The sequence below is a fragment of the Streptomyces sp. NPDC079167 genome (assembly GCF_040686735.1).
GTDB lineage: Bacteria > Actinomycetota > Actinomycetes > Streptomycetales > Streptomycetaceae > Streptomyces.
Genome location: NZ_JBFBLO010000008.1, coordinates 175,874 through 201,219, shown reverse-complemented (window position 1 = coordinate 201,219; position 25,346 = coordinate 175,874). Strand labels below are relative to the sequence as shown.

General features: G+C 71.4%; 23 protein-coding genes. 10 read left to right on the top strand and 13 right to left on the bottom strand.

Going from position 1 to position 25,346, the window contains the following annotated elements; translation table 11 throughout:
• Window positions 1-61: 61 nt before the first annotated feature.
• Window positions 62-1,045, top strand: a complete 984-nt coding sequence (locus tag AB0P41_RS18905) for a COX15/CtaA family protein (protein ID WP_365933174.1) — start codon at window positions 62-64, stop codon at window positions 1,043-1,045.
• 160 nt (window positions 1,046-1,205) lie between these two features.
• On the top strand, window positions 1,206-1,676 hold the full coding sequence (locus AB0P41_RS18900; protein ID WP_356712091.1) for a hypothetical protein: 471 nt from the start codon (window positions 1,206-1,208) through the stop codon (window positions 1,674-1,676).
• On the opposite strand, the gene AB0P41_RS18895 is transcribed toward AB0P41_RS18900, so the two are convergent.
• Both AB0P41_RS18895 and AB0P41_RS18890 read right to left on the bottom strand, forming a co-directional pair.
• Complete coding sequence (locus tag AB0P41_RS18895; protein ID WP_356712093.1) at window positions 1,673-2,041, bottom strand: hypothetical protein; 369 nt, start codon at window positions 2,039-2,041, stop codon at window positions 1,673-1,675. The two genes, AB0P41_RS18900 and AB0P41_RS18895, sit on opposite strands and share 4 nt — an antisense overlap.
• Before the next feature lie 99 nt (window positions 2,042-2,140).
• Window positions 2,141-3,094, bottom strand: coding sequence for a heme o synthase (locus AB0P41_RS18890; protein ID WP_356712095.1), 954 nt, complete (start codon window positions 3,092-3,094; stop codon window positions 2,141-2,143).
• 286 nt (window positions 3,095-3,380) lie between these two features.
• On the opposite strand from AB0P41_RS18890, the gene tkt reads away from it, so the two are divergent.
• The 5 genes from tkt to pgl are packed head-to-tail and all read left to right on the top strand — an operon-like array spanning window position 3,381 to window position 9,966.
• Entirely contained in the window at window positions 3,381-5,468 is a 2,088-nt protein-coding gene (gene tkt / locus AB0P41_RS18885) for a transketolase (protein ID WP_356712097.1), read from the top strand.
• A gap of 34 nt (window positions 5,469-5,502) precedes the next feature.
• Window positions 5,503-6,621, top strand: coding sequence for a transaldolase (tal, locus tag AB0P41_RS18880; protein WP_365933003.1), 1,119 nt, complete (start codon window positions 5,503-5,505; stop codon window positions 6,619-6,621).
• Between the two features lie 5 nt (window positions 6,622-6,626).
• Complete coding sequence (gene zwf, locus AB0P41_RS18875) at window positions 6,627-8,159, top strand: glucose-6-phosphate dehydrogenase (protein ID WP_356712101.1); 1,533 nt, start codon at window positions 6,627-6,629, stop codon at window positions 8,157-8,159.
• Window positions 8,156-9,187: a glucose-6-phosphate dehydrogenase assembly protein OpcA gene (gene opcA, locus AB0P41_RS18870; protein ID WP_365933002.1), complete on the top strand. Its 1,032-nt coding sequence runs from the start codon at window positions 8,156-8,158 to the stop codon at window positions 9,185-9,187. Before zwf ends, opcA begins: the two co-directional genes overlap by 4 nt.
• Window positions 9,184-9,966: a 6-phosphogluconolactonase gene (gene pgl, locus AB0P41_RS18865; protein WP_365933000.1), complete on the top strand. Its 783-nt coding sequence runs from the start codon at window positions 9,184-9,186 to the stop codon at window positions 9,964-9,966. Before opcA ends, pgl begins: the two co-directional genes overlap by 4 nt.
• A 69-nt stretch (window positions 9,967-10,035) precedes the next feature.
• On the opposite strand, the gene AB0P41_RS18860 is transcribed toward pgl, so the two are convergent.
• Window positions 10,036-11,088: an alpha/beta fold hydrolase gene (locus tag AB0P41_RS18860; RefSeq protein WP_365932999.1), complete on the bottom strand. Its 1,053-nt coding sequence runs from the start codon at window positions 11,086-11,088 to the stop codon at window positions 10,036-10,038.
• A gap of 223 nt (window positions 11,089-11,311) precedes the next feature.
• Here AB0P41_RS18860 and AB0P41_RS18855 point away from each other — a divergent pair, with 223 nt between their 5' ends.
• Window positions 11,312-13,036, top strand: a complete 1,725-nt coding sequence (locus tag AB0P41_RS18855) for an alpha/beta fold hydrolase (RefSeq protein WP_365932997.1) — start codon at window positions 11,312-11,314, stop codon at window positions 13,034-13,036.
• Window positions 13,037-13,046: 10 nt separating this feature from the next.
• Here the strand turns inward: AB0P41_RS18855 and AB0P41_RS18850 are convergent, their stop codons facing one another.
• Together AB0P41_RS18850 and AB0P41_RS18845 are read right to left on the bottom strand one after the other, a co-directional pair.
• A complete protein-coding gene (locus AB0P41_RS18850) occupies window positions 13,047-14,300 on the bottom strand; it encodes a beta-ketoacyl-[acyl-carrier-protein] synthase family protein (protein WP_365932996.1) in 1,254 nt (417 codons plus the stop codon).
• The gene (locus tag AB0P41_RS18845; protein ID WP_365932994.1) at window positions 14,281-14,463 is read right to left on the bottom strand and encodes a hypothetical protein; all 183 of its coding nucleotides are present in this window, start codon (window positions 14,461-14,463) and stop codon (window positions 14,281-14,283) included. The genes AB0P41_RS18850 and AB0P41_RS18845 overlap by 20 nt, the downstream gene beginning before the upstream one ends.
• 533 nt (window positions 14,464-14,996) lie before the next feature.
• Between AB0P41_RS18845 and AB0P41_RS18840 the strand changes: the two genes are divergently transcribed.
• Complete coding sequence (locus tag AB0P41_RS18840; RefSeq protein ID WP_356712116.1) at window positions 14,997-15,521, top strand: helix-turn-helix domain-containing protein; 525 nt, start codon at window positions 14,997-14,999, stop codon at window positions 15,519-15,521.
• A gap of 64 nt (window positions 15,522-15,585) precedes the next feature.
• On the opposite strand, the gene AB0P41_RS18835 is transcribed toward AB0P41_RS18840, so the two are convergent.
• The 6 genes from AB0P41_RS18835 to AB0P41_RS18810 all read right to left on the bottom strand — a co-directional run bounded on the left by AB0P41_RS18835 (window position 15,586) and on the right by AB0P41_RS18810 (window position 21,543).
• The gene (locus tag AB0P41_RS18835; protein ID WP_365932991.1) at window positions 15,586-16,335 is read right to left on the bottom strand and encodes a response regulator transcription factor; all 750 of its coding nucleotides are present in this window, start codon (window positions 16,333-16,335) and stop codon (window positions 15,586-15,588) included.
• 76 nt (window positions 16,336-16,411) lie between these two features.
• A complete protein-coding gene (locus AB0P41_RS18830; protein WP_365932989.1) occupies window positions 16,412-17,845 on the bottom strand; it encodes an MFS transporter in 1,434 nt (477 codons plus the stop codon).
• Window positions 17,846-17,943: 98 nt separating this feature from the next.
• Window positions 17,944-18,873, bottom strand: coding sequence for a ThiF family adenylyltransferase (locus AB0P41_RS18825; RefSeq protein ID WP_365932987.1), 930 nt, complete (start codon window positions 18,871-18,873; stop codon window positions 17,944-17,946).
• A complete protein-coding gene (locus tag AB0P41_RS18820) occupies window positions 18,870-19,865 on the bottom strand; it encodes a hypothetical protein (protein ID WP_356712124.1) in 996 nt (331 codons plus the stop codon). Before AB0P41_RS18820 ends, AB0P41_RS18825 begins: the two co-directional genes overlap by 4 nt.
• Complete coding sequence (locus AB0P41_RS18815; protein WP_356712126.1) at window positions 19,862-21,088, bottom strand: acyl-CoA dehydrogenase family protein; 1,227 nt, start codon at window positions 21,086-21,088, stop codon at window positions 19,862-19,864. Before AB0P41_RS18815 ends, AB0P41_RS18820 begins: the two co-directional genes overlap by 4 nt.
• Before the next feature lie 62 nt (window positions 21,089-21,150).
• Window positions 21,151-21,543, bottom strand: a complete 393-nt coding sequence (locus tag AB0P41_RS18810; RefSeq protein WP_365932985.1) for a hypothetical protein — start codon at window positions 21,541-21,543, stop codon at window positions 21,151-21,153.
• A 627-nt stretch (window positions 21,544-22,170) separates the two neighbouring features.
• On the opposite strand from AB0P41_RS18810, the gene AB0P41_RS18805 reads away from it, so the two are divergent.
• Window positions 22,171-23,319: a SagB/ThcOx family dehydrogenase gene (locus AB0P41_RS18805; RefSeq protein WP_365932983.1), complete on the top strand. Its 1,149-nt coding sequence runs from the start codon at window positions 22,171-22,173 to the stop codon at window positions 23,317-23,319.
• 21 nt (window positions 23,320-23,340) lie between these two features.
• Here AB0P41_RS18805 and AB0P41_RS18800 read toward each other — a convergent pair whose 3' ends face one another.
• Both AB0P41_RS18800 and AB0P41_RS18795 read right to left on the bottom strand, forming a co-directional pair.
• Window positions 23,341-24,846, bottom strand: coding sequence for a PH domain-containing protein (locus AB0P41_RS18800; RefSeq protein WP_365932981.1), 1,506 nt, complete (start codon window positions 24,844-24,846; stop codon window positions 23,341-23,343).
• Window positions 24,843-25,346, bottom strand: coding sequence for a PH domain-containing protein (locus AB0P41_RS18795; RefSeq protein WP_356712134.1), 504 nt, complete (start codon window positions 25,344-25,346; stop codon window positions 24,843-24,845). The genes AB0P41_RS18800 and AB0P41_RS18795 overlap by 4 nt, the downstream gene beginning before the upstream one ends.

Genomic DNA, 25,346 nt, shown 5'->3' with positions numbered 1-25,346 from the left:
CGTGTCCGGCCCATCCCGAATGCCCACCCCTCGTGAAAACATGCACAAGCCGTTCCTTACGATGGTGCGCGTGGAAACCCCCATCTCCTACATCGCCAAGCGCTGGACACCGTCGGTGAAGACGGCCAGGCGCGCCGCACTCTCCGCGGTGGTGATGAGCGTCTTCATCATCATCACCGGCGGCGCGGTCCGGCTGACCGGTTCCGGCCTGGGCTGCGACACCTGGCCCAAGTGCACCGACGACAGCCTCTTCGCGACGCCCGAGCAGGGCCTGCACGGTGCCATCGAGTTCGGCAACCGGATGCTCACCTACGTCCTGTCGGCCGCGGTCGGCTGGGCGATCATCGCGGCGCGCTCGCTGAAGCCCCGCCGGCGCGGTCTCACCCGCCTGGCGTGGTCGCAGTTCTGGCTGGTGATGGGGAACGCCGTGATCGGCGGGATCACCGTCTGGCTGGGGCTCAACCCCTGGTCGGTGGCCGGGCACTTCCTGCTCGCCAACTGCCTGCTCACGGTGGCCGTGATCACCTGGGTGAGGATCGGCGAGGGCGACGGCACCCCGCGCCCGCGCGCCCCGCGCCCGGTACGGCAGCTGTCCTGGGCCGTCGTCGCCACCACGGTCGTACTGGTCGTGCTCGGCACCACGGTGACCGGCTCCGGCAAGCACGCCGGTGACAGCAGCGACGTACCGCGCATGCCGTGGGACTGGAGCGCGGCCGCGCACATCCACGCCGTCGCCGCCTGGGTCGTCTGCGCGCTGGCCCTCGCGATGTGGTTCGCCCTGCGCGTCGTCGACGCCCCCGCGGACACCCGGGCACGCGCCCGCGACCTGCTGATCGTGCTGGTGGTGCAGGGCGGCATCGGATACGTCCAGTACTTCAACGACGTGCCGGAGCTCCTGGTCGGGCTCCACATGTTCGGCTCGGCCCTGCTGTGGATCGCGGTGCTGCGCCTGCTGCTGTCGATGCGCGAGCGCCCGGTGACCGACGCCGGCATCCCCGCGCCGGCGGCTGCCGGAGAGCTGCCGGAGCACGCCGCCGCGCGCTGATCAAGAGCGCCTCACCGGCACGGTCCGCCCGGCGTTCCGGACAGAGTGCGTCCGCCCTCTGGACGGGTGCCGCCCCGCCCTCCACCATGGTCCCGGTCGACGACCGCGCGTCCGTCCGGGGGAAGGTGGGGCGATGGGCTCGTGTTCCGGGGAACACCGCATGGCCTGTTTCTACGAGAAGAGCTACGACGTAGGGGCCTTCAAGGACCGCGCCCAGCCACTGCGCCGCGACGAGCTCCCGGCGGTACCCACCCGCGCGCCCCTGCTGATACCGGTGGCCGGGGTGCTGCTGCTGGTGGCCGACTTCTCCTGGAAGCTGGTCGCGCTCGAACTCGTGCTCGTCCCCGTCCTGGTGCTCCTGGCACGCCGGCGGGTACGGGCGAGGACCGGGGCCCGTGAGAAGGCCGCCGCGTTCGCCGAGCGCGCGTACGCGCCTGCGGGCAGCGGCCGGTCGGGCTCGGCGATCAGGCACTGTTCCGGATGCACGGGTGTCCTCGTACGCGCGAAGGACACCGACTCCCCGGACGACTACTCCACTCCCACCGACGCGGACGGCTGGGAGGCCTGGGCCCGCGGCCAGGGCGCGGAGTTCCGGCCGGCCTCGCGGCCGGCCGGGCCCGGGGAGCCTTAGGCCTTGTCGTTGGACGGGCCGCCGACCTGGATGCCCGCCATGCGGGACCACTCGTACGGGCCCGTGCGCACCTTGGCCGCGAACTCCCCGTCGAAGTCCTCGTGGACCGTGATGCCCGCCTTCAGCGTGGCGCTCTCGGCGACGGCGTAGGAAGGCGCGACCAGGTCACCCCAGCCGCCGTCCTCACCGACCAGCACGATGCGGGTGCCCATCTGCCCGAGGTAGGCGAGCTGCCCCTCCGCGCCGCCGTGCGCCTTGGCGAAGGCGCCGATCTGCTTCGCGAGCTTCGCGGCCCTGCGCTCCGCGCGGGCCGCGTGCCTGCTGTCGTCCGTCTGCTGCGTCTGGGGCTCTGCCGTCTCTGCCATGGACAGGATGCTACCGACGGGTAGATCAACTGGCGACGGGCGGGGCACGTGGCATCGGCCACGTCCCCCGCCCGTCGGCAGGACTTCGGTGCGTGCGGGCTACCTCAGGAAGGGGTCAACCGCGACGGCGACGAAGAGGAGCGAGACATAGGTGATGGACCAGTGGAACAGCCGCATCTCCTTGAGCTTGGCGCCCGTCACGCCGGACTTCGCCCGGTTCTGCAGGCCGTGCGCCTCCCAGAGCCAGAAGCCGCCGGTCAGCAGGGCCACGGCCGTGTAGAACCAGCCGGTGTAGCCCAGCGGGGTGAGGAGCAGCGAGACCCCGACCATGACCCAGCTGTAGACGACGATCTGGCGGGCCACCACGCGGTTGGAGGCGACGACCGGGAGCATCGGGACGCCGACCCGGGCGTAGTCCTCCTTCACCTTCATCGACAGCGGCCAGTAGTGCGGCGGCGTCCAGAAGAAGATGACGGCGAAAAGGATCACCGCGGCCCAGCTCATCGAATTGGTCACGGCGGACCAGCCGATGAGCACGGGCATGCAGCCGGCGATTCCGCCCCACACGATGTTCTGCGAGGTACGGCGCTTCAGCAGCATCGTGTAGACGACGACGTAGAACAGAAGTGCGCCGAGTGAGAGGGCCGCGGACAGCCAGTTGACGAGCAGCCCGAACCAGACCGTGGAAATCACCGCGAGGGCGAATCCGAAGGCGAGGCACTCACGGGGGCTCACCATGCCCGTGACCAGCGGGCGCTGCGACGTACGGTCCATCAGCGCGTCGATGTCACGGTCGATATACATGTTGAGCGCATTGGCACCGCCCGCGGAGAGATATCCGCCGATGGTGGTGGTAACTACGAGCCAAAGATCGGGCACGCCCTGAGCGGCGAGGAACATCACCGGAACGGTGGTGATCAGCAGCAGCTCGATGATGCGCGGCTTGGTAAGAGCCACGAATGCCTTGATGCGGGCCCCGAACGGGCGATGGCCCCCTGGGCTCGGAGTCAAGGCGACCCCTGCGGGTCGGGACTCGACGGCCGTCACGCACACCCCTGACAGAGAAATCCCAGCAAGCTCCGGGTATGAGGGCCCGGTAATGACTTGCGCGAACCAGACCACTGTAGACGTTGGGCATACCCCGCTCTTCGCGGGGGTGGGGTCGTGTTGGGGTGGCGCAGAAGTGAACGCGGGCGCTCATACGGGAGGCGAACTCCGCAGGTCGCCCGCACTGTGGAAAGGGCAGAAGTACGGCCTTCCGACGGGGGTAGGCTCGACAATGCCCGGTGCGGTAACCAGTCACCGGTTTACGAACAGTGGAGAGGAGCCCTGACTCAGGGTGAGCACCAAGCCGACCACCACAGACCTCCAGTGGACCGAATTGGACCAGCGGGCCGTGGACACCGTCCGCGTCCTCGCCGCGGACGCCGTACAGAAGGTCGGAAACGGCCACCCGGGTACGGCGATGAGCCTCGCTCCTGCCGCGTACACCCTCTTCCAGAAGGTGATGCGCCATGACCCGGCGGACGCGGACTGGACCGGACGCGACCGGTTCGTGCTGTCCGCGGGCCACTCCAGCCTGACGCTGTACATCCAGCTCTACCTCGCCGGGTACGGCCTGGAGCTGGACGACCTCAAGGCGTTCCGCACCTGGGGCTCCAAGACTCCCGGCCACCCGGAGTACGGGCACACCACCGGTGTCGAGACGACGACCGGCCCGCTGGGCCAGGGTGTCGCCAACGCCGTGGGCATGGCGATGGCCTCCCGCTACGAGCGCGGTCTCTTCGACCCGCAGGCGGCCCCCGGCACCTCCCCGTTCGACCACACCATCTGGGTCATCGCCGGTGACGGCTGTCTCCAGGAGGGCATCTCGGCCGAGGCGTCCTCGCTGGCGGGCCACCAGAAGCTCGGCAACCTGGTGCTGCTGTGGGACGACAACCACATCTCGATCGAGGGCGACACGGAGACCGCGGTCTCCGAGGACACCCTGAAGCGCTACGAGTCCTACGGCTGGCACGTCCAGCGCGTGGACCAGTCGCCGAGCGGCGACCTGGACCCCGAGGGTCTGTACCGCGCGCTGCAGGCGGCCAAGGCCGAGACGGAGCGCCCGTCGTTCATCGCGGCCCGCTCGATCATCGCCTGGCCCGCCCCGAACGCCCAGAACACCGAGGCCGCGCACGGCTCAGCGCTCGGCGACGACGAGATCGCGGCCACCAAGCGGGTGCTCGGCTTCGACCCGGAGAAGACCTTCGAGGTCTCCGACGAGGTCATCGCGCACACCCGTGAGGCGCTGGACCGCGGCCGCGAGGCCAAGGCCGAGTGGGAGAAGTCCTTCGCCGCCTGGCGCACCGCCAATCCGGAGCGCGCCGCCGCCTTCGACCGGATCGACGCCGGTGAGCTGCCCGCGGGCTGGGAGGAGCACCTCCCGGTCTTCGAGGCCGGCCACGGGGTCGCCACGCGTGCCGCCTCCGGCAAGGTCCTCCAGGCGCTCGGCGGTGTCATCCCCGAGCTGTGGGGCGGTTCCGCCGACCTCGCCGGCTCGAACAACACCACGATCGACAAGACGTCGTCGTTCCTCCCGGCCGGCAACCCGCTGCCCGAGGCCGACCCGTACGGCCGGACGATCCACTTCGGCATCCGCGAGCACTCCATGGCCGCGGCCATGAACGGCATCGCGCTGCACGGCAACACCCGCATCTACGGCGGCACCTTCCTGGTGTTCTCCGACTACATGCGCAACGCCGTACGCCTCTCCGCGCTGATGCACCTGCCGGTGACGTACGTGTGGACGCACGACTCGATCGGCCTCGGCGAGGACGGCCCGACCCACCAGCCGGTCGAGCACATCGCCTCGCTGCGCGCGATCCCGGGCCTGAACGTGGTCCGTCCGGCCGACGCCAACGAGACGGCCATCGCCTGGCGCGAGATCCTGCGCCGCTGGACCAAGGTCTTCGGCAAGGGCGCCCCGCACGGTCTGGCGCTGACCCGCCAGGGCGTGCCCACCTACCCGGCGAACGAGGACACCGCCAAGGGCGGTTACGTGCTCTTCGACGCCGAGGGCGGCGAGGCACAGGCCGTGCTGATCGCCACCGGCTCCGAGGTCCAGCTGGCCGTCGAGGCCCGCGACGAGCTCCAGGCGGCCGGTGTGCCGACCCGCGTGGTCTCGATGCCGTGTGTCGAGTGGTTCGAGGAGCAGGACCAGGCGTACAAGGACAGCGTGCTGCCGCCGTCCGTGAAGGCCAGGGTCGCCGTCGAGGCGGGCATCGGTCTCACCTGGCACCGGTACGTGGGCGACGCCGGCCGGATCGTCTCGCTGGAGCACTTCGGTGCGTCGGCGGACGCCAAGGTCCTCTTCCGCGAGTTCGGCTTCACCGCCGCGCACGTGGCGGAAGCCGCCCGGGAATCTCTCGCCGCCGCCGCGCGCTGACGCGGACATACGACTAGTAGGAGATGCAATTCTCATGACAGACGCACTCAAGCGCCTCTCCGACGAGGGCGTGGCGATCTGGCTCGACGACCTGTCGCGCAAGCGGATCACGTCCGGCAACCTCGCCGAGCTGATCGACCAGAGCCACGTCGTGGGTGTCACGACCAACCCGTCGATCTTCCAGAAGGCGATCTCCCAGGGCGACGGTTACGACCAGCAGCTCACCGACCTCGCCGCCCGCCAGGTGACGGTCGAGGAGGCGATCCGCATGATCACGACCGCGGACGTCCGTGACGCCGCCGACATCCTGCGTCCCGTCTTCGACGCGACGGACGGCCAGGACGGCCGTGTCTCCATCGAGGTCGACCCGCGCCTGGCCCACAACACGCTGGCCACGGTCGCCGAGGCCAAGCAGCTGGCCTGGCTGGTGGACCGGCCGAACACGCTCATCAAGATCCCCGCGACCAAGGCCGGCCTGCCGGCGATCACGGAGACCATCGGGCGCGGCATCAGTGTCAACGTGACGCTGATCTTCTCGCTGGAGCGCTACCGCGAGGTCATGGACGCCTACCTGGCGGGCCTGGAGAAGGCGAAGGCCGCGGGCCTGGACCTCTCCAAGATCCACTCGGTCGCCTCGTTCTTCGTGTCCCGCGTGGACACCGAGATCGACAAGCGCCTGGACGCGGTGGGCAGCGACGCGGCGAAGGCCGCGAAGGGCAAGTCCGCCCTCGCCAACGCCCGTCTGGCCTACGAGGCGTACGAGGAGGTCTTCGCGGGTGACCGCTGGGCCGCCCTCGACAAGGCGCACGCCAACAAGCAGCGTCCGCTGTGGGCCTCGACCGGCGTCAAGGACCCGTCCCTCAAGGACACCCTGTACGTCGACGACCTCGTCGCGCCGAACACGGTCAACACCATGCCGGAGGCGACGCTGGAGGCCGTGGCCGACCACGGCGAGATCTCCGGCAACACCGTTGCCGGCCGTTACGACCAGGCCCGTGCCGACCTCGACGCGATCAAGGAGCTCGGGGTCAGCTACGACGACGTCGTCCAGCTGCTCGAGGACGAGGGCGTCGACAAGTTCGAGGCAGCCTGGATCGACCTGCTCAACTCGACCGAGGCCGAGCTCAAGCGCCTCGCTCCTTCGGAGGGCTGACCACCTTGTCTGGTGTTCCCGGAGCCAACCCGCTCCGTGACGCCCAGGACCGACGGCTCCCGCGTATCGCGGGGCCGTCGGGCCTGGTGATCTTTGGCGTCACGGGCGATTTGTCCCGTAAAAAGCTGATGCCCGCCGTCTACGACCTGGCCAATCGCGGCCTGCTGCCACCGGGCTTCTCGCTCATCGGCTTCGCGCGCCGCGACTGGGAGGACGAAGACTTCGCCCAGGTCGTCCATGACGCCGTGAAGGAGCATTCCAGAACCCCGTTCCGCGAAGAGGTCTGGCAGCAGCTCAGCCAGGGCATGCGCTTCGTCCAGGGCAACTTCGACGACGACGAGGCCTTCGAGACCCTCAGGGCGACGATCGAGGAGCTCGACAAGGCGCAGGGAACGGGCGGCAACTTCGCCTTCTACCTCTCCGTGCCGCCGAAGTTCTTCCCGAAGGTCGTCGAGCAGCTCAAGAAGCACGGGCTGGCCGACCAGAAGGAAGGCAGCTGGCGACGGGCCGTCATCGAGAAGCCGTTCGGTCACGACCTGGAGAGCGCGCAGGAGCTCAACCACCTCGTGCACGACGTCTTCCCGCCGAACGAGGTCTTCCGTATCGACCACTACCTCGGCAAGGAGACGGTCCAGAACATCCTGGCGCTGCGCTTCGCCAACACGATGTGGGAGCCGATCTGGAACAGGTCGTACGTCGACCACGTCCAGATCACGATGGCCGAGGACATCGGCATCGGCGGCCGGGCCGGTTACTACGACGGCATCGGTGCGGCGCGCGACGTCATCCAGAACCACCTGCTCCAGCTGCTGGCGCTGACGGCGATGGAGGAGCCCGGCTCCTTCCACCCGAAGGCCCTGGTCGCCGAGAAGCTGAAGGTGCTCACGGCGGTGGAGCTGCCCGAGGACCTGGGCAGGCACACGGTGCGCGGGCAGTACGCGCACGCCTGGCAGGGCGGTCAGGAAGCGCTCGGCTATCTGGAGGAGGACGGCATCGACCCCAAGTCGAAGACCGACACCTTCGCCGCGATCAAGCTGACGATCAACAACCGCCGCTGGGCGGGCGTGCCGTTCTACCTCCGTACCGGCAAGCGCCTCGGCCGCCGCGTCACCGAGATCGCGGTCGTCTTCAAGCGCGCCCCCTACCTCCCCTTCGAGTCCGGTGCGACGGAGGAGCTCGGCGGCAACGCCCTGGTCATCCGGGTGCAGCCGGACGAGGGGGTCACGGTCAGGTTCGGTTCCAAGGTGCCCGGCACCTCCATGGAGGTGCGGGACGTCACGATGGACTTCGCCTACGGCGAGTCCTTCACGGAGTCCAGCCCGGAGGCGTACGAGCGGCTCATCCTCGATGTGCTGCTCGGTGACGCCAACCTCTTCCCGCGCCACCAGGAGGTCGAGCTCTCCTGGAACATCCTCGATCCGATCGAGGAGTACTGGGACAAGCACGGCAAGCCCGCCCAGTACGCGGCCGGCACGTGGGGACCGGCCGAGGCCGACGAGATGCTCGCACGCGACGGACGGAGCTGGCGCCGGCCATGAAGATCGATCTCACGGAAACCACGTCCAGCAAGATCAACCAGGCCCTGGTCTCGGCGCGCCGTTCCATCGGCACGCCGGCCATCGGCATGGTCCTCACCCTCGTCATCGTCACCGACGAGGAGAACGCCTACGACGCGCTCCGGGCGGCGAGCGACTCGTCCCGCGAGCACCCGTCGCGGATCATCGCGGTGATCAAGCGGGTCAGCAAGTCGCCTCGCGCCCGGCGCGACGCACGGCTCGACGCCGAGATCCGGGTCGGTTCCGACGCGGGCTCGGGCGAGACCGTCGTGCTGCGTCTCCACGGTGAGCTGGCCAACCACGCCCAGTCGGTCGTCCTGCCGCTGCTGCTGCCGGACGCCCCGGTCGTGGTGTGGTGGCCCGAGGACGCCCCGGCGGATCCGGCCAAGGACCCGCTGGGCGCGCTCGCCCAGCGCCGTATCACCGACACGTACTCCGCCGAGCACCCGCTCGACGAGTTGTCGGTGCGCGCGGCGACGTACCGGCCCGGGGACACCGACCTGGCCTGGACGCGCATCACGCCGTGGCGCTCGATGCTGGCGGCGGCGCTCGACCAGCAGCCGGCGAAGGTCATCTCGGCGACGGTCGAGGGCGAGTCCGACAACCCGAGCTGCGAACTGCTGGCCATGTGGCTCGCGGACCGTCTCGGGGTGCCGGTGGAGCGCACCCTCTCCGGTGGTCCCGGTCTGACGGCCGTGCGGCTGGAGACCAAGAACGGCGTGATCGTCCTGGACCGTCCCGACGGTTCGCTGGCCACGCTCTGCATGGCCGGGCAGCCGGACCGTGCGGTCGCGCTGAAGCGGCGGGAGACCGCCGAGCTCCTCGCCGAGGAGCTGCGCCGCCTGGATCCGGACAACATCTACGAGGCCACGGTGAAGTTCGGCGTGGAGCGCCTCGGCGGGCCCTCGGAGCCGTCGTCCGTCGGTGCGGGGCAGAAGCAGCCGGAGCCCGCGGGTTCCGCCGCTCCCGCCGCGAAGAAGGCGGCGGCCAAGAAGGCGGCGTCGAAGTGAGTGCTCCGCAGCTCGTCGTGCACCGCGACAAGGAGCTGATGGCCCAGGCCGCGGCGGCCAGGCTGATCACGAGGATCGTGGACGCCCAGGCCGCTCGCGGTTCCGCCTCGGTGGTCCTCACCGGTGGGCGCAACGGCAACGGCCTGCTGGCCGCGCTCGCCGGCTCGCCCGCCCGGGACGCGGTCGACTGGTCGCGGCTCGATCTGTGGTGGGGCGACGAGCGGTTCCTGCCGGAAGGCGATCCGGAGCGCAATGTCACACAGGCCCGGGAGGCCCTGCTGGACAAGGTGGAGCTGGACCCCTCCCGGGTCCACGCGATGCCCGCGTCCGACGGACCGCACGGCGGCGACGCCGACGCCGCGGCCGCGGGGTACGCGGCGGAACTCGCCGCCGCGGCGGGCCCGGAGGACCACGGGCCGGTGCCGACGTTCGACGTGCTGATGCTGGGCGTCGGCCCGGACACGCATGTCGCGTCGCTCTTCCCGGAACTGCCCGCGGTGCGGGAGACCGAGCGCACCGTCGTCGGTGTGCACGGCGCTCCCAAGCCGCCGCCGACCCGCGTCTCGCTCACACTGCCCGCCATCCGGGCGGCGCGTGAGGTGTGGCTTCTGGCGGCGGGCGAGGACAAGGCGGAGGCGGCCGAGATCGCGCTGTCCGGGGCCGGGGAGATCCAGGCTCCGGCTGCGGGGGCCTACGGCCGCAGCCGCACACTGTGGCTGCTGGACGCCGCGGCGGCCTCGAAGCTGCCGCGTGCGCTCCTTCCGCCCGCCTCGGCGTAGCGGATCATCCCGTCGCGAAGGCCCGGCCCGCTCCTGAGAGCGGGCCGGGCCTTCGCGCGTGGGTCTCCCCTATGAGGGGCCCCGGCCGGGGGCGGCCGGAGCGGGGCCGCAGTCGGGGCGCCGGGCGGTCGCGGGGTCGAGGGCATTGCTCACCAGGCGCAGCACCACGGGGTCGTAGGGGGTGCCCATGTGCCCCGTACGGTCCTGCGGGCACACGTCCTGGACGGTGAGGTTGGTGACCTCGCCGGCGGAGGGACCGGGGCGGAGGTACTGACGCTCGTACGGGGTGACGATCCTGTCCCGCCGGGTGACGAGCGTGGTGTAGCGCACGCCGCGCATGGTGTCGCCGCCCGCGTCGAGCCGACGGTTGACGGCTGAGCCGATCGTCTGGTCGGCCAGTGCCTGCCCGCCGAATCCGGCGACCGGGGCGAGGACACGCAGCCGCTGGGCGAGGGTGGCGAGCCCCGACACGGTGCTGCCGTGGTTGGCCGGGGAGATGCCGATCAAGTGGTGCACCTTGTTGCGGGCGGGATCACCCGGGTCGGCTCCGCCCGCGAATTTCAGGTAGTAGCGCGGCAGGATTCCGCCGCCCTGGGAGTGGCCCACCACGTCGACCTGGCGGGCTCCCGTCCGGTCGAGGACCCGGTCGACGAAGCGGGCGACCTCCGCGGCGGAGTCGGGGACGGCGGCTCTGCCCTTGTTGACGTCTCCGCGTGGGGCACCGAAGTTGACGGCGAAGACGCAGTAACCCTCGGCACTGAGCCGGGGCGAGAGCGCGCTCCAGTTGCTGAAGGCGTTCTCGTACGTGCCGTGGACGAGGACGACCGGCCTGGGGTGGCGGGCGGCCGGTTCGCAGTCCCAGTCGTTGGCACGCGGCGGCGGGGCGTCGGGGTGGTCGACGGAGGCGAGGAACGCGCGCTTCCAGCGCGGGTGCCCGGGGTCGGGGCCGCCCGCGGAGCCGGCGGGGAGCGGGGCGCGGCCGTCCGGAGCGGACGCGACGACGAGGGCGAAGAGGAGCCCGAGGGCCGTCAGGACGGCCGGCCCGCGGAACACGCGGCCGCTCCGGGGCCTTCGGCCGGCGGGGAGGCCGGGCTCGGTGGTGCGGAGATGCGGGACCTTCATGGAGGTGCCTCCCGGATGGGTTCTCAGGTCCGTTCACGGACGCGAGCTGATGGGGTGTCTGCCGGCCGCCGCACGTGCCGGTGCGCTTACGGGTGACGCCGGGCCATGCCTTGTTCACGGAGAGTGAGACTGCCGGTACGGTGGGGAGCGTGTGCGGGCCGGTGCGTCCGCTCCGTCCCCCGACGCAAACACGTCACCTCGTGCCCGGCCGCAAGGAGATGGCATGCCCGCGAACTCTGTTGTCTTCGGTGCCGGTGGCTTCATCGGCCGCTCCCTGGTGGCGGAACTCCTGCGCCGCGGCCAGGAGGTCGCCGCGGCCGTGCACAGCGGCGGTGACCGGCTGACCCGGTGGCTCGCCGACCAGCGGGTGGACACCGGCCGGCTCACCGTCGTCCACGCCGACATCACCCGGCCCGGCCTCGGCCTGCCCGCGCAGGACCTGGGCGAGGTGCGGGACGTCTACAACACGGCGGCGCGGTTCGCCTTCGGCATGGACCCGGCCGAGGCCAGGGCGGTCAACGTGGACGGCGCCGTCCATGTGATCGAGTGGGCCGCGGCCCGCCCGCACCTGCGCCGCGTGGTGCACATCAGCGGCTACCGCATGGCCGCGGCCGGCGCCGACTCGCCCGACTACGCGCGCGACGGCGCCTACGAGGCGTCCAAGCGTGAGGGTGACGCCGCGACGCGGGCACGCGCCCGCGAACTGGGCGTCCCGCTGACGGTCGCCAATCCCAGCACGGTGATCGGTCCGGGGCAGTACGTCGGCCTGGCCGACCTGGCCGGAGAGCTCTGGCGGGGCCGCCTCGCCGCACTGCCCGGCGGGCCCGACATCTTCCTGCCGGTCGTCACGCTCGACTACTTCGTCCAGTTCCTGGCCTTCCTTCCAGAGCGTCAGGAGAGCGCGGACAACACCTACTGGCTGCTGGACGACGCCACACCGCCGCTGCCGCGGCTCGTCGCGCTGCTCGCCGAGCACATGGGCGTACGGGCTCCGCGCCGGTCCGTCCCCCTCGGCCTCCTGAAGCGGCTGCCCCGCGCACTCACCAGGGCGGACCCCGAGACGCTGTCGTTTCTCTCCACCGACCGATACGACACCTCGTCCGCGCGGAAGTTCGCCGCGTCGTGCGGGCTGGAGATGCCGCCGGTGCGCGATGCCCTGCGCGGGTGGACCGACGACCTGGTCGCCGCCCGCTTCGGCCGGGCCCGGGCACCGCGCGGCCCGTACGGCTTCCAGCAGGTCGGCAAGGACCGGACCTGGGTGACGGGCGACCGGGAGGAGCCGGGCTACGTCTTCCTGCACGGGCTCCCCGTCGACGCCGACTCGTGGGCCCCCGTGGCCGACCGGGTGGACGCCTCCACCCTGGCGGCCGACCTGCCGGGTTTCGGGCGGTCCGCGCCCGCCCGGCAGTCGCACGACGCCTGGCTGAGCGCCTTCCTCGCACCGGTCCGGGGCCGGCCGGTCCTGGTCGCGCACTCCTACTCCTGCGGGCCGGCCCTGCGCTACGCGCTGCGGCACCCCGAGCGCGTGGGCGCGCTGGTCCTCGTCTCCCCGGCCTTCCTCCAGCCCGCCTCCTCGTGGCTGACGCGCTCACCTCTCGCCGTACCCGTGCTGCGCGGGATGTCCGCCGAGCGGCTGGCCGGATCGCTCGGGCTGCCGCACGACGGTTACCTCGACGGGCCGGCGGCGGACCTGCGCCGGGCGGGGGCGGCGCTCCGGGTGGTGGCCGCCCTGCGTTCGGCGTACGGGCAGCGCGGTGCCCTGCGGAGCGCCCTGCCCCGTGTCACGGTGCCGGTGGAACTGGTCGTCGGAGCGGAGGACCCGCTGGAGGAGCCGAGCGTCCTGCCGGTCACCGAGATCGCGTCGGCCGGCCACTACCCCCAGCTCACCCGTCCTGATGACGTCGCCCGTCACCTCGTCCTGGTGAGGGAGCGGGCAGCGGCCCGCTAGCGGCCGGTGCTCAGTCACGGGTGAAGGCCAGCACCACGTTGTGCCCGCCGAAGCCGAAGGACGTCGACAGAGCCGCGGTGGCGGGGGCCTCGCGTGGTGCGCCGGTCACCAGGTCGAGTCCGATGCCGTCCCCGGCCTCCTCCAGGTTGCGTACCGGCGGCACCAGCGATTCCTTCAGCGCGAGCACCGTGAGGATCGCCTCCACCGCGCCCGAGGCGCCCAGCAGGTGGCCCGTGGAGGACTTCGGGGCCGTGACCACCGGGTGATCGCCCACCGCGGCCGTCACGGCCCGGGACTCGGCGACGTCGCCCTGGGGTGTGCCTGTCGCGTGTGCGTTGACGTGGCCGATGTCGCCGCCGGTCAGCCCCGCGTCGCGCAGCGCCTCGTCGATCGCCCGCGCCTGGCCGGCCGCGTCGGGCAGCGTGATGTCGTGTGCGTCGGACGTGACCCCCGCCCCGGCCAGCGCCGCGTGGACGCGGGCGCCCCGGGCACGTGCGAAGTCGCCCCGTTCCAGGACGACCATGCCCGCGCCCTCGGACATCACGAAGCCGTCCCGCCGCCGGTCGAACGGCCTGGACGCCCGGTCGGGTGCGTCGTTGCGCAACGACAGGGCGCGCATCTGTGCGAACGCGCCGAGTGAGAGCGGATGGATGCAGGCGTCCGTGCCCCCGGCCACCACCACATCGGCACGGCCGGCTCGGATCAGCAGGGCGGCCACCGCGATCGCCTCGGCGCCCGAGGCGCAGGCACTGGTCGGGGCGTGGGTGCCGGCCCGTGCTCCGAGCATCAGGCTGACCACGGCCGAAGCGCCGTTGGGCATCAGCCGGGGGACGGTGTACGGGGAGACGGCACGCTGTCCGCGCTCCCCCATGCGGTCGTGCTGGTCCAGTATGGTCAGCGCGCCCCCGATCCCGGTGCCCACCACGACGGCCAGCCGTTCGGGTTCGACCTCCGGCGGCCCCGCGTCGGACCACGCCTCCCTGGCCGCGACCAGCGCCGCCGCCTGGCTCCGGTCCAGCCGTCGGCGCTGCACCCGGTCCACGTCGGCGTACGGGTCCTGGAGCATGGAGCCGGCGATGTGCACCGGCAGCCGCGTGACCCAGGGAGCGGTGATCGGCGAGATGCCGGAGCGGCCCGCCAGCAGCCCGTCCCAGGTGCCCGGGACGTCGGCGCCGAGCGGGGTGGTGGCCCCCATGCCCGTCACCAGCACGTCGTCTCCCGCCCGGCCTCGGGGCCGCGCGGTTTCACCGACCGTACGCCGCACGGCCGGCCCCCTTGCCGGAGCCGCGGGCCGACCACGCGCACGCGCTCAGTCCGGCCGCGGTGAGCCGCACCACGGCGAGCATCAGGTCGCGGCTGCCGGCCACCTGGGCCGGGTTGTCGTGGACGTCCGGCCGCCCGGACTCCCCGCCATAAAATGCATTCACGTCCACAGTCACACACATACCATCTCTCCATTCCTTTGCACCGCGTATGGCTTGAAAATGCCGTAGCCCGCCGGGCGGGCACACGGAATGCCACACGGGCACGGCCGGGTTAGCGGGCTACGGATTCATCTCCCCGCCACTGCGACTCAATCTATGCGCACCACCTCCTGACCACCTCGGCTATTCTGTCGAATTATCGCCTCCCCCTTTCAGCGGATTCTCCTCCATCAGGGGGGCGCAGGGGGCGCAGCCGGCATCCCCGGAAGGCGCCCAACTTGCCCTGCGCGTACAGTATGCCGAGCTCAGCACCATGATCAAATTCTTTCTGACTTGTCGTACAATGCCTTCGATTATTGCTTATTGCCACAACACTCAGGAATGCTGCATAGTGAAGAAAGAGGCTGCAGAGAACAGTTTTCCACCGCCGACCCCGGACTCCGGTGCACTTCAAAAATAAATCAATGCACAGTAGGGGCCAGGGCAGCTCACGGATGACTTTCCCGTTCTCCTGCAAAATTCGGAAAGGGAGATTCGTGCCGCACACCAAAAGGCCTCAGCCGTCCTCGGACGAGGAACAGGTTCACGTAGTCCGCTGGCCCCTCGAAGCGTCGAAGCTGGAACACTTCCGTCACAAGGGCGCCCTCCGTCTCCTCGTGATCGAGAACGGGGCGACACCGCCCGTGTCGACGGACGTGCGGGAGGACTGGGTCCGATCGCCGATCACCCGGGAGGACTTCGCCGCACGTGTCTCGGCCCTGCGCGCCAGGGCCTCGTCGCACGACGTGCCGGCGCTGGACCACGACGGTCTGCTCAGGTACTGCAGCCGGGTGGTGCCGGTGTCCCCGACGGAGATGTACCTGCTGCGGCCGCTGGTGCAGCGCTTCGGGAGCCTGGTGGGCCGTGAAGAGCTGCTCACGCTGCTGAGCACCCGGGGCAGCACCGCGAGCCGGAACGCGCTGGACCTGCACGTGATGCGGATCCGGCGCCGTGTCCTGCCGCTGGGTCTGCGGGTCCGCACCGCCAGCCGGCGCGGTTATCTGCTGGAGGCGCTGGGCTGACCGCGGAGCCCCTGCCGGACGTCGGTCCGGCAGGGGCTCCATGGGCGGGTGAGGTCGTCCGCACTCAGCCCGCTCCGGTCCGCTGCGGGCCGGAGCAGGCACAGAGCGCGGGCGCCAGTCCCGTCCGGTGTGCGTAGATCACCGCGTGCACCCGGTTACGCAGCTGCAGCTTGTCGAGCAGGTTCTGCACGTGTGACTTCACCGTGCTCTCGCTCACCACGAGTTCGGCGGACATCTCGGCGTTGCTGAGGCCGCGGGCGAGGAGCTGCAGCACCTCGTGCTCCCGGCGCGTCAGCAGCCCGGCGCGTGCGCGGTCCGCGTCCGGCCCCGGCCGGGGGGCGGTCGCGAGCCACGGTTCCCCGGCGCCCGCGCCGTGCCGGAGGCCGGCTGCGGTGTAGACGGCGTACCCCGCCGAGACCATGTGGACGGCGGAGACCAGCTGCTCCGGAGTGGCACTGCTCAGGACGACGCCCGTGGCGCCGGCCCGCACTGCCTCCCGCGCGGTGGGGTCGGTGCCCTGGGCGGTCAGCAGGACGGCCGGCATGGTGTCCCCGCACCGTGCGGCCAGCGCGGCGATCATGCCGACGATGTCGAGGCCGGGTGACTGCGCGTCGGCGAGCACCACCGCGGGGCTGAGGCGGAGCACCTCCCGCTCGGCGGCCGCGGCGTCGGAGGCCTCCCCGACCACCTCGACGGTTCCGTCCTGCTCGAGGATGGCGCGGATGCCGGTCCGGGTGATGGCTCGGTCGTCGACGAGCAGGACGCGGACGGATGCGGTGATCGGTCTCTCCTTTCCTCTGGAGCGTGGGAACACTCCGGGGTGATCCGGACCTCGGCCGGGGGGCCGTCGGGCGGGCCGTCGCGCGGGCCGTCGGGGGGGAGGCCGGAGGTCAGGCCTGGGCGTTACCGGCGCCGGAAATCGTCATGGCGGCGTCCCTTCCGGCGGTCCGTTCCGTTTTCGGGCGCCTCGGTGTCGTGAGCACCGCGACAGCGCCGACGGCGATGAGGCACGCGCCGGTCCACAGGGCGGGGACCATGCCGTCGGTGAAGCTGCTCGGCGTCGCGAGGTCACCGTGCGCGGTGAACACGGAGGCGAGCACGGCGACTCCGAGGACACCGCCCAGCTCCCGCAGCGAGTTGACCGCGCCCGAGGCCATCCCCCGGTCCTGGGCGTCGACCGAGCTCATCACCAGGTTCGCGGTCGGGGAGAAGTAGAAGGTCATGCCGAGCCCGCACAGGACCAGGGCCGGCACCAGGGAGACGTAGTCGACGTCCGGTGAGACCCGGGCGGCGATCCAGCCCAGCCCGCAGGCCTGGAAGGTCAGGCCGATCGCCACGATGGTCCGGCTGCCGATCCGGTCGGAGAGGAATCCGACGATCGGGGCGACGAAGATCGGCACCGCCGTCCAGGGCAGGATGCGCAGGCCGGCCTCCATCGGGGAGTAGCCGCGCGGACCCTGGAAGAACTGGGTGAGGAGGAAGACCGACCCGAACATGCCCGCGAACATCAGCAGCCCGGCGGCGTTCATGCCGCTGAAGGTGCGGTGTCGGAACAGCCGCATCGGGAACATGGGCATGGCGGTGCGGAGTTCCCAGGTGACGAACGCGGCCACGACCAGGGCGCCCCCGGCCAGTGCGGTCAGGACGTGGGGACTCGTCCAGCCGTCCGTGGGGCCCTGGATGAGGCCGAAGACGATGCCGAACAGACCGGCACCGGCCAGTACGGTCCCGACCAGGTCGAACCGGGAGTTGGGGCCACGGCTCTCGGCGAGCTTCCACCGGCCGAGCGGCAGCAGGACGAGGCCGATGGGCACGTTGATCCAGAAGATCCACTGCCAGGTGAGGTGCTCCACCATCACCCCGCCGACGAGCGGCCCCATCGCGATGGCCAGGCCCTCGACGGCGCTCAGCGCCCCCAGGACGGCGCCTCGGCGGTGGGGCGGAGCGACCGCCGTGAGCAGGGTGAGGTTGAGGGGCATCAGCGCGGCGGCACCGAGGCCCTGCAACGCCCGGGCAGCGATGAGCGCGCCGATGCCGGGGGCGAGCGCCGCCGCGGCCGACGCGGCGGTGAAGACGCCCAGGCCCACCACGAACATCCGCCGCCGGCCGAACCGGTCGCCCAGCGCCGCACCGGGGAGCATCAGGACGGCGTAGGTGAGTGTGTAGGCGTTGACGGTCCACTCGAGTTGCTGGATGTCGCCGCCGAGGCTCTCGCGGATCGCGGGCAGGGCGGTGATGACGACCAGATTGTCGAGGGAGACCATGGCCACGCCGAGGCCACAGCAGAGGAACGTCCACAGGACGCTCCGCTTGGAGACATGCATGATTGCCTTTTCCTGGAGGGTGTCGCCGCGGCCGGACACCGGCGGCGGCCTCGCGGAAGCCCGCGGGGCCGCCGCCGGTGAGGCGTGCGCGGTCGCGTTCAGCGCGCGCCGGACCGGCGCATGAGGCGGAGCATCGGCGGCACCAGGGCCGCCAGTTCGAACGGCCGTCGCAGGCGGGTCAGCCAGCGCTCGCCGAGCGGCCGGGCCATCTGGTGCACGTCCAGGCTGATCTCCTGACGCACCCGTTTCCCGGCGAGGACCCGTACGGCCATGTGGGAGCTGAGCACGCCGAACGCGGTGGCGGTGTACGCGACCTGGGGGAAGCTGTAGTCCGTGCGCAGGTGGTTCGCCCGGATCTCCGCCAGCATCTCGGCCGGCACCCGGCGCAGCGGCACCGCGCGGCGCAGGAGCTCCCAGGTGTCCACCCGCTCGATGTCGGCGAGGGTGATGGCTCCGGCGAAGGGCTCCCGGACGCGCCGGTAGTCGTAGCAGCGCACGTACTGGGTTCCGGCCATGTCCCAGCCGGTGATGAGGGGGAGCTTCCGCTGGACCGCCACGCGGTGCAGGAGGTGCTTCGCGTGCCATCCGTCGGCAGTGGTGACGTCCACCCCGTCGATGATGATCTGACAGTGCGCGGTGAGCCGCTGCACCGTCGCCTCGGTCACCCCCTCGGTGAACACGCTGACCCGGGCGTGCGGGTTGATCGACATGATGCGTTCCGCCGCGCCGGCGGCCTTGTTCTGCTCGATGTCGGCGGCGACCGCACTCTGGCGGTTGAGGTTGTTCAGTTCGAACGTTCCGGGGTCCGCCACCAGGAAGCGCTGCGCCCCGAGCCGGGTCAGCGGCTCGACGGCGGCGCCTCCGATGGACCCGCAGCCCGCCACCAGGATCGTGGCGTTGCGCAGCGCCAGCTGTTCGTCGGCGGAGACGACGCCCGCGTTGCGGGTGACCAGTTCCTCGTAGAAGAGGCTGTGCGGTCCCGACTCCTCGCTGCCCGCCGCCGGCAGGCCCATGCTCTCCGGGGTCATACGGCACCTCCTCGCTGGCGGGGGATCAGGGAGCCGCCCACCGCCTGCCTGCGTCCGGCGAGCCGGGCGACCATCTCGTGGTACGAGGTCAGGTCGCTGCTGCCGTCCATGTACGAGCGGACGACGTCGCGGTACCAGGGCAGGTCCCGGGGCACCGGCGCCACGAAGGGCTTGGCGAGGACGCCCTGGTGGTAGATCGGCGCCAGAGGGTCCGACGAGGGCAGGCTCGGGGATGTGTCCTCGACGACATGGAGGTCGAAACCGGCCAGCCGGAGGTGGCGCAGGGCCACGTGTTCCTTGGCGTCGCCGAGGACGAGGCGGATCGAGTCGTCGAGCTGGATCATCGCCTCGCCCATGCCGAGCATGAGGTGCCACGGCACCCGGTCGTGCTGGATACCGAGCGGCATCGACTGGTCGCGCAGGAAGCGCTTGAGCTCGAAGACCTGGTGGGTCCCAAGACCCAGGCGCGCGTACTGTCCCAGCAGGTCGATGCCGTGGGCGGCCTCGGTCGGGAACAGGGCGCGCCGTGGCGAGTCGAGGGGCAGGCTCACGGGGTCCGCCGAGCAGCTCAGTCCGACGTAGCCGCGGATCCTTCCGGTGCGCGAGCAGAGGGTGACCGTGTGGATGCTCTCCATCTGGCCCGGGCGGGGCAGCGGTTCGTGGTACGCCGCCGTCCGGTAGACGAGGTCGGCCGAGATCCAGCTCAGCCGCAGGTACTGGGCCAGCCGGAAGCCGAGGATGCCCCTGAGGTACCGGGCGGGGATCTGGCTGTCCCGTGCGGTGAGGGTGATCAGCCCGCTGTGTACGTCCTCCGCGTGGTACAGCGGGGTTCCGGAGATCTCCGCCGGCAGCTGCCGGTAGCTGAGGCGTTCGTGCAGTTCGATGATGTCGGCGACGTAGCGCAGGGCGCGGGAGCCCGCCGGGTCGGCGGAGGTCGGGATGGTGGTGCGGGCGGGCCCGTCACCGCCCGCGAGGGGGGAGGCGGTGTTCATTCGGCGTCGTCCTCGGCGTAGAGGCTCTCGGTGATCGTGAGCGCCAGGACCTCGGGGGTGCCCTCGTACACGCGGGTGCCGTAGGCGTCGCGGAGCATCTTCTCCACTCCGTACGACCGGAGGTAGCCTCGCGCGCCGACGAGCGAGAGAGCGGCGTCGGCCACGTCGATCGCGGCCCGGTCGGCGAAGAGTTTGGCGACGGCCGGTTCGTAGGCGGGCGGTGGCAGCTGGGTGTCCACGGTGTTCGCCGCGTGCAGGTACAGCAGGCGGGCGGCGTCCACCTGGGCGCTCATCGCGGCCAGTTTCGCCGCGGTGAACTGGTGCCGGTGCAGGAGTTGACCACCCTGGACGCGTTCACCGGCCCAGGCGACGGCCTGCTCCAGGGCGCCGCGGGCCACGCCGGTGGAGATGCCGGCGACGGCGGCGCGGGCCATGTTGCTCTGGGCCATGTTGATGGGCATGCCCTCACCCTCGCCGCCGATCATGTTCTCGGCGGGTACCCGGACCTCGTGGAACTCCAACTCGCTGCCCAGGCAGGCGCGGTAGCCCATCTTGTCGGCGACCGGGCCGCGTACGACCCCGGGGAGGTTCAGGGGCACGATGAAGGAGGTGAGCCCGGTGGCTCCGGGGCTGCCCTCCATGTTCGCGAACACGGAGGCGAACGCGGCGAAACGGGCGTTGGTGATGAACCGCTTCCTGCCGGTGAGCACGTACGCGTCGCCGTCCCGCCGGGCGGTCATGACGTTGCGCGCGTGCTGTGCGTTGGCCGGGATGATCAGGTCGCACCCGGCGTCCTCCTCCGTCACGGCGTTGCACGCGAGCACCGGTTCGTCACCGGAGAAGAGCGGGAGGTAGCGCGCCTGGAGGCGGGGGTCGCCGGAGAGGAGGAGCGGGGCCTGGCCGAGCATGGTGGCCCCGAAGACGAGCGCGGTGCCGGGGCACACGGCGGCCACTTCCTCCAGGGCGGTGGCTACTCCCAGCATGCCGAGCCCGAGCCCGCCGTAGTCGGTGGGGACGGCCGCCCGGGTCAGACCGATCTCGTGGCCGCGGCGCACCACGTCCCAGTCGAAGTCCTCCGCCGGTGCCTGGTCGAGCTGCCCGACCAGAGGTTTCACGGTCTCCTGCGCGAACCGCCGCGCTTCGTCCTTGAGTTGCCGCACATCCGGGGGCAGCACGTCGAAGTTGAGCTCTGGGGAGAGTTCTGCCGGTACGTCGATGGTCATGGGTTTCGTGGCTCCTCTTTCACAGGTGTCGTCGGGGGCGGTCGGGGGACGCAGGAGGCGGGTCAGGCGCCGACGCCCGCTTCCGCGGCGATCGTGGGGTAGCTGTCGAAGGCGGGCTGGAGCATCGGAACCAGCTCCAGCACCTTGGCGATGCGGCCGCGGATCCGGACCTTGCCGGTGGCGATGGCGGCGGGCACCAGCAGCCGGCCCGACCACAGCGCGTGCGCGGTGTCGCAGGACATCTTGAGAGTGATCGCGGCCTTGAACGGCACGTCGTCCCCGAGGACGACGCCCTCGGACGAGACGAAGATCCGGCAGTCGGGCTTGCTGTGCACCAGCTGCACCGACAGGGCTTCCTTGCGCGCCTTCTCCACGAACTGCTCGTCCTCCAGCAGTACGCCGAAAAGCCGGCCGAAGACTTCGGAGGCCATTTCGCTGGACGTAAAAACGGTCATGCTTCCCCTTCGCGATTTCGGTGGTCGGCGCCCGGCCCGCAATGAATGAACGCATTGCCGGCCGCTTCTTCCGTTCGTCGAGTGCCGATGTCCGCACGTTATGACACCTTCCGAAGAGCTTCGCCCGCATCGACAGGTAGCCGAAAAAAGACTGAAAGAAATTGGTAAGCAGCCGCCCTGAAAGGCTCTGACCAGCAGCGATCTACCGGAAGGAACCCCACCTCCCGCATACGAGACACGTTGACAGCGCGTGAGAACGCTCCCCATGAATGCGACGCGAAAGAAAAGCGAAGGCCATGGATCCGACCACGAAAGAGTGATTGGAGAAATCAGGTCTTGCGCATCACGATTCCGTGTTGCGTCATGGATATGCCGTCGCGGCGACGCACAGAGGAGCAACCCCCGAGCACGGAATAAGGAGGTGAAGAAGAATGCGCAGGATCGAGATGAAGCACCGGATCGCCATCCGGGCCGACCGCCCGAAGGCCGGTGAGGGTTCCACCTGGAACTGGACGTGGGCCTACCGCCAGGCGTGACCGCGCGCGTGGGGCCGGGTACCCCCTTGCCCGGCCCCACGCGTACGTCCGGTTCCGTTTCGTCCCCCTACTTCCCCTTGCAGGAGTCACCGTGCGTCTACGTCGTTCCCGCTGTCTGACCTGCTACTGGCACGACAGCGCCTTCGTCGTCCACCCCCACCCGCACGGCACGCCCACGGCGCTGCACCCGGCCGCCGCGGAGATCCTTGCGGCGTTCGAGGAGTGGAGCACTCCCGACGAGGCCGCCGGACACCTCGACCATCTGACCCCGGACACGGTCGAGGACGCCGTCGAGGCGCTGGTGCGGAGCGGAGCCCTGCTGGCCCACGGCAGCGCGGCAGCGCAGCTCGACGAGCGGATCGCCGGGCAGTGGGGCGCGTGGATGCCCGAGGCGTCGTTCTTCCACTACGCCACGCAGGACGTGTACGACTCCCCGCAGGCCGTGGACCCCTCCGGCGAGGAGCGGGACGCGGGGGCCGCGGGGTCGCCCGGACCGGAGCGGGAGTCACTGCCTCCCCTGTTCACCGGGTATCCGGACGCTCCCCGGCTCCTGTTGCCCCGCGGGCCGGCCGGGCTCGGGGCCCCGTTCGAACAGGTTCTGTACGACCGCCGCACCCACCGCGACTTCACCGGTGCGCCGGTGTCGCTGGAGACGCTGGCCACCTTGCTGGCCACGGTCTTCGGCCCGGTCGACTTCATCGACTGCGGGCGGGGCGCCCTGTACCGGCGGACCAGTCCGCAGGGCGGTTCCCGGCAGGAGATCGACGCGTACGTCGGCGTCCTCGGCGTCAGCGGCCTGGCCCCGGGCTGGTACCACTACAACGGCTTGCAGCACGCGCTCGAACTGCTCTCCGAGGGCCTCACGCCCGCTGAAGCCGCCCGTCTCTGCGCCGACCAGTCGTGGGCCGCGCGCCCCGCCTTCCTCGTCGTTCTCGCCGCGCGTCTGGAACGGATGAGCGTGAAGTACCCGACGCCCCGCGCCTACCGGGTCTGTCTGCTCGACGCGGGACACCTGGGGCAGACCTTCGCGCTGACCGCTACGGCGCTCGGGCTCGGCCCCGCCCAGACCGGCGCCTTCAGGGACTCCGCGGTCGCCGGCCGGTGCGGCCTGGACAACACGGGCCACACCCCGCTGTACGTACTGGCCGCCGGGCATCCCGCTGCGGCACCCCAGGACGCTCCCCCACCGGCCGGCCTTCCGGCGTTCGGCGCCACCGCGCTGCTCGACGGTCGGCCCTGACCGGACGGCGTGCCCCTCGGCTCAGCCGCGTTCCAGGAAGGGCCCCAGAAGCCCCGGCACGGCGTCGGCGGCGAAGGTGAGACCTTCGGACGGGTCGGTGTCGTGTGCCGTGTAGGCGCCGCCTCCGGCGGCCGTCGTGGCGGTGACGCTCAGCAGCCCGGCGCGGCGCTGGAAGACGGACTGCTTCACCGTCCAGCCGATCACTCCGGACCGCTGCAGGGCCGCGGTGGACCGCCGGACCGTGCCGGAGCGGGTCACCAGGTAGTCACCGCTGAGCGTGTGCCCCAGCGAGCGGTACGCGTCGACCGCCAGGAGCACGGCGACGGGCACCGCCACCACCGCGCTGCCGAGCGCGGTCCAGAGCAGCACGGGCGTCAGCAGGACGCCCAGCAGCACCTGGGCCAGCACGGGCGCCAGGGCCACCCCCAGGGCGCGGCGCAGCCGTCGCCCACGGGCCGCCCGCGGATGCGCCGTGAGCGGTGCGCCGGTCGGGGTGGCCGGCTCGCGCAGCACCTCCGCGGCGATGGCGTCCGCCAGCGCGCGGGGCACCGCAGGCAGGAGTGTGTTGTGGTCGGCGCTCCGCGACTCCTCGTCCCTGCTCAGGCCCGTGGCGATCGCGTCGACCCGGGCGGCGCCCGCGAGCCTCACCCCGAGGGGCTCCACCAGGTCCACCCCCCGCAGTCGCCGTTCCTCGACGGACAGGGAGCGCGACGTGAAGAGTCCGCGCCGCACGCGCAGGGTGCCGCCCGGCTCGCGCTCCAGGCGGTAGTTCCACCAGCTCTCGACCCACAGCCCGAGGGCCCCGGCCACACCGGCGGCCAGGGCCGCCACGAACAGGACGGCGATCATCCAGAGCAGCGGGGTGTCCCGGAAGCGGTCGGCGATCCAGTGGATCACCTCGGTCTGCGCCCCCACCCAGTCGCTGATCTGCATCACCCCGCCGGCTGCGGCGCCGCCGAGCAGGGGCGTGGCGAAGGAGACGGGCGCGTAGCGGATCCACCGGAGGTCGAGCCTGGCCAGTTCACCGTCCCGGTGCGTCACGGAGAGGTCCGGGGCGGCGCGGTCGAGGAGTTCACGGCGCAGCCGCTCGCCCTCGGCGCGGGCGACGGGGTCCAGTGTGAGCGTGGAGTCGCCTCCCGCTTGCTCCCCGGTGCCGATGCGGACCGAGACAAGACCCAGGATCCGCAGCAGCGGATGGGCGGTGAGGTCGACGCTGCGGATCCGCTCGCGGGCCAGCGAGCGGCGCTTGAGCAGGAGGAGCCCGGTGTGCAGATCGACGCGCTCGGTGCCGACGCGGTACCGGGTGCGCCGCCACCGTACGTGGTCCCCGGCGGCGGCGCAGCCGATCAGCAGGGCGGCTCCCGCCAGGGCCCAGCCGATGGCTGCCCCGTATCCGAGACGGCCGGAGAGCGCGACCGTGACCGGTACGGCCGCGCCCGCTGCGACTCCCGCCGTGACCAGCACGGTGACGAGGACCGTGCGGGGATGGAGCCGCCGCCAGCCGGCGCTGTCGACGGCCGTGCTCATGTGGCGTCCCCGGGGGTGGCCTGGGTGATGCGGGTCAGCCGCTCCACGAGCTCGGTGGCGACCTCATGGGTCAGCCCCGCGATCTCCACGGCGCCCTTGGCGGACGCGGTGGTGACGGTGACCGTCGCCAGCCCGAAGAGCTGTTCCAGCGGACCCCGCACGGTGTCCACGGTCTGGATGCGGGACATCGGGGCGATCCGCCACTCCCGCAGGAGGGCCCCGGTACTCACGTAGACCGCCTCGTCGGTGACCTCCCAGCGGTGGGTGCGGAACCACCAGAGGGGGAAGAGGACGGCGCACAGCAGACCGACGGCGCCGAGCACGGCGGCGGGTGTCAGCAGCCAGAGTCTGGCGGGCCCGATGAGCGCGCCCAGGATGCCGAGGACCGCGACCGGGGCCGCGGTCAGCAGCAGCCACTGGGTCCGCCACCAGCCGACGGCCCGCCGGTCGGGCGCGTTGCGCGGCGGCCTGAGCCGTATCGTCCCCTCCCCCGTGGTCAT

What these genes read in the sequence shown, in the direction of transcription:
- AB0P41_RS18905 (WP_365933174.1), top strand. Translation starts at nt 62, where the DNA reads ATGGTGCGCGTGGAAACCCCCATCTCCTACATCGCCAAGCGCTGGACA.
- AB0P41_RS18900 (WP_356712091.1), top strand. Translation starts at nt 1,206, where the DNA reads ATGGCCTGTTTCTACGAGAAGAGCTACGACGTAGGGGCCTTCAAGGAC.
- AB0P41_RS18895 (WP_356712093.1), bottom strand. Translation starts at nt 2,041, where the DNA reads ATGGCAGAGACGGCAGAGCCCCAGACGCAGCAGACGGACGACAGCAGG.
- tal (WP_365933003.1), top strand. Translation starts at nt 5,503, where the DNA reads ATGACAGACGCACTCAAGCGCCTCTCCGACGAGGGCGTGGCGATCTGG.
- opcA (WP_365933002.1), top strand. Translation starts at nt 8,156, where the DNA reads ATGAAGATCGATCTCACGGAAACCACGTCCAGCAAGATCAACCAGGCC.
- AB0P41_RS18860 (WP_365932999.1), bottom strand. Translation starts at nt 11,088, where the DNA reads ATGAAGGTCCCGCATCTCCGCACCACCGAGCCCGGCCTCCCCGCCGGC.
- AB0P41_RS18855 (WP_365932997.1), top strand. Translation starts at nt 11,312, where the DNA reads ATGCCCGCGAACTCTGTTGTCTTCGGTGCCGGTGGCTTCATCGGCCGC.
- AB0P41_RS18830 (WP_365932989.1), bottom strand. Translation starts at nt 17,845, where the DNA reads ATGCATGTCTCCAAGCGGAGCGTCCTGTGGACGTTCCTCTGCTGTGGC.
- AB0P41_RS18825 (WP_365932987.1), bottom strand. Translation starts at nt 18,873, where the DNA reads ATGACCCCGGAGAGCATGGGCCTGCCGGCGGCGGGCAGCGAGGAGTCG.
- AB0P41_RS18820 (WP_356712124.1), bottom strand. Translation starts at nt 19,865, where the DNA reads ATGAACACCGCCTCCCCCCTCGCGGGCGGTGACGGGCCCGCCCGCACC.
- AB0P41_RS18815 (WP_356712126.1), bottom strand. Translation starts at nt 21,088, where the DNA reads ATGACCATCGACGTACCGGCAGAACTCTCCCCAGAGCTCAACTTCGAC.
- AB0P41_RS18810 (WP_365932985.1), bottom strand. Translation starts at nt 21,543, where the DNA reads ATGACCGTTTTTACGTCCAGCGAAATGGCCTCCGAAGTCTTCGGCCGG.
- AB0P41_RS18800 (WP_365932981.1), bottom strand. Translation starts at nt 24,846, where the DNA reads ATGAGCACGGCCGTCGACAGCGCCGGCTGGCGGCGGCTCCATCCCCGC.
- AB0P41_RS18795 (WP_356712134.1), bottom strand. Translation starts at nt 25,346, where the DNA reads ATGACCACGGGGGAGGGGACGATACGGCTCAGGCCGCCGCGCAACGCG.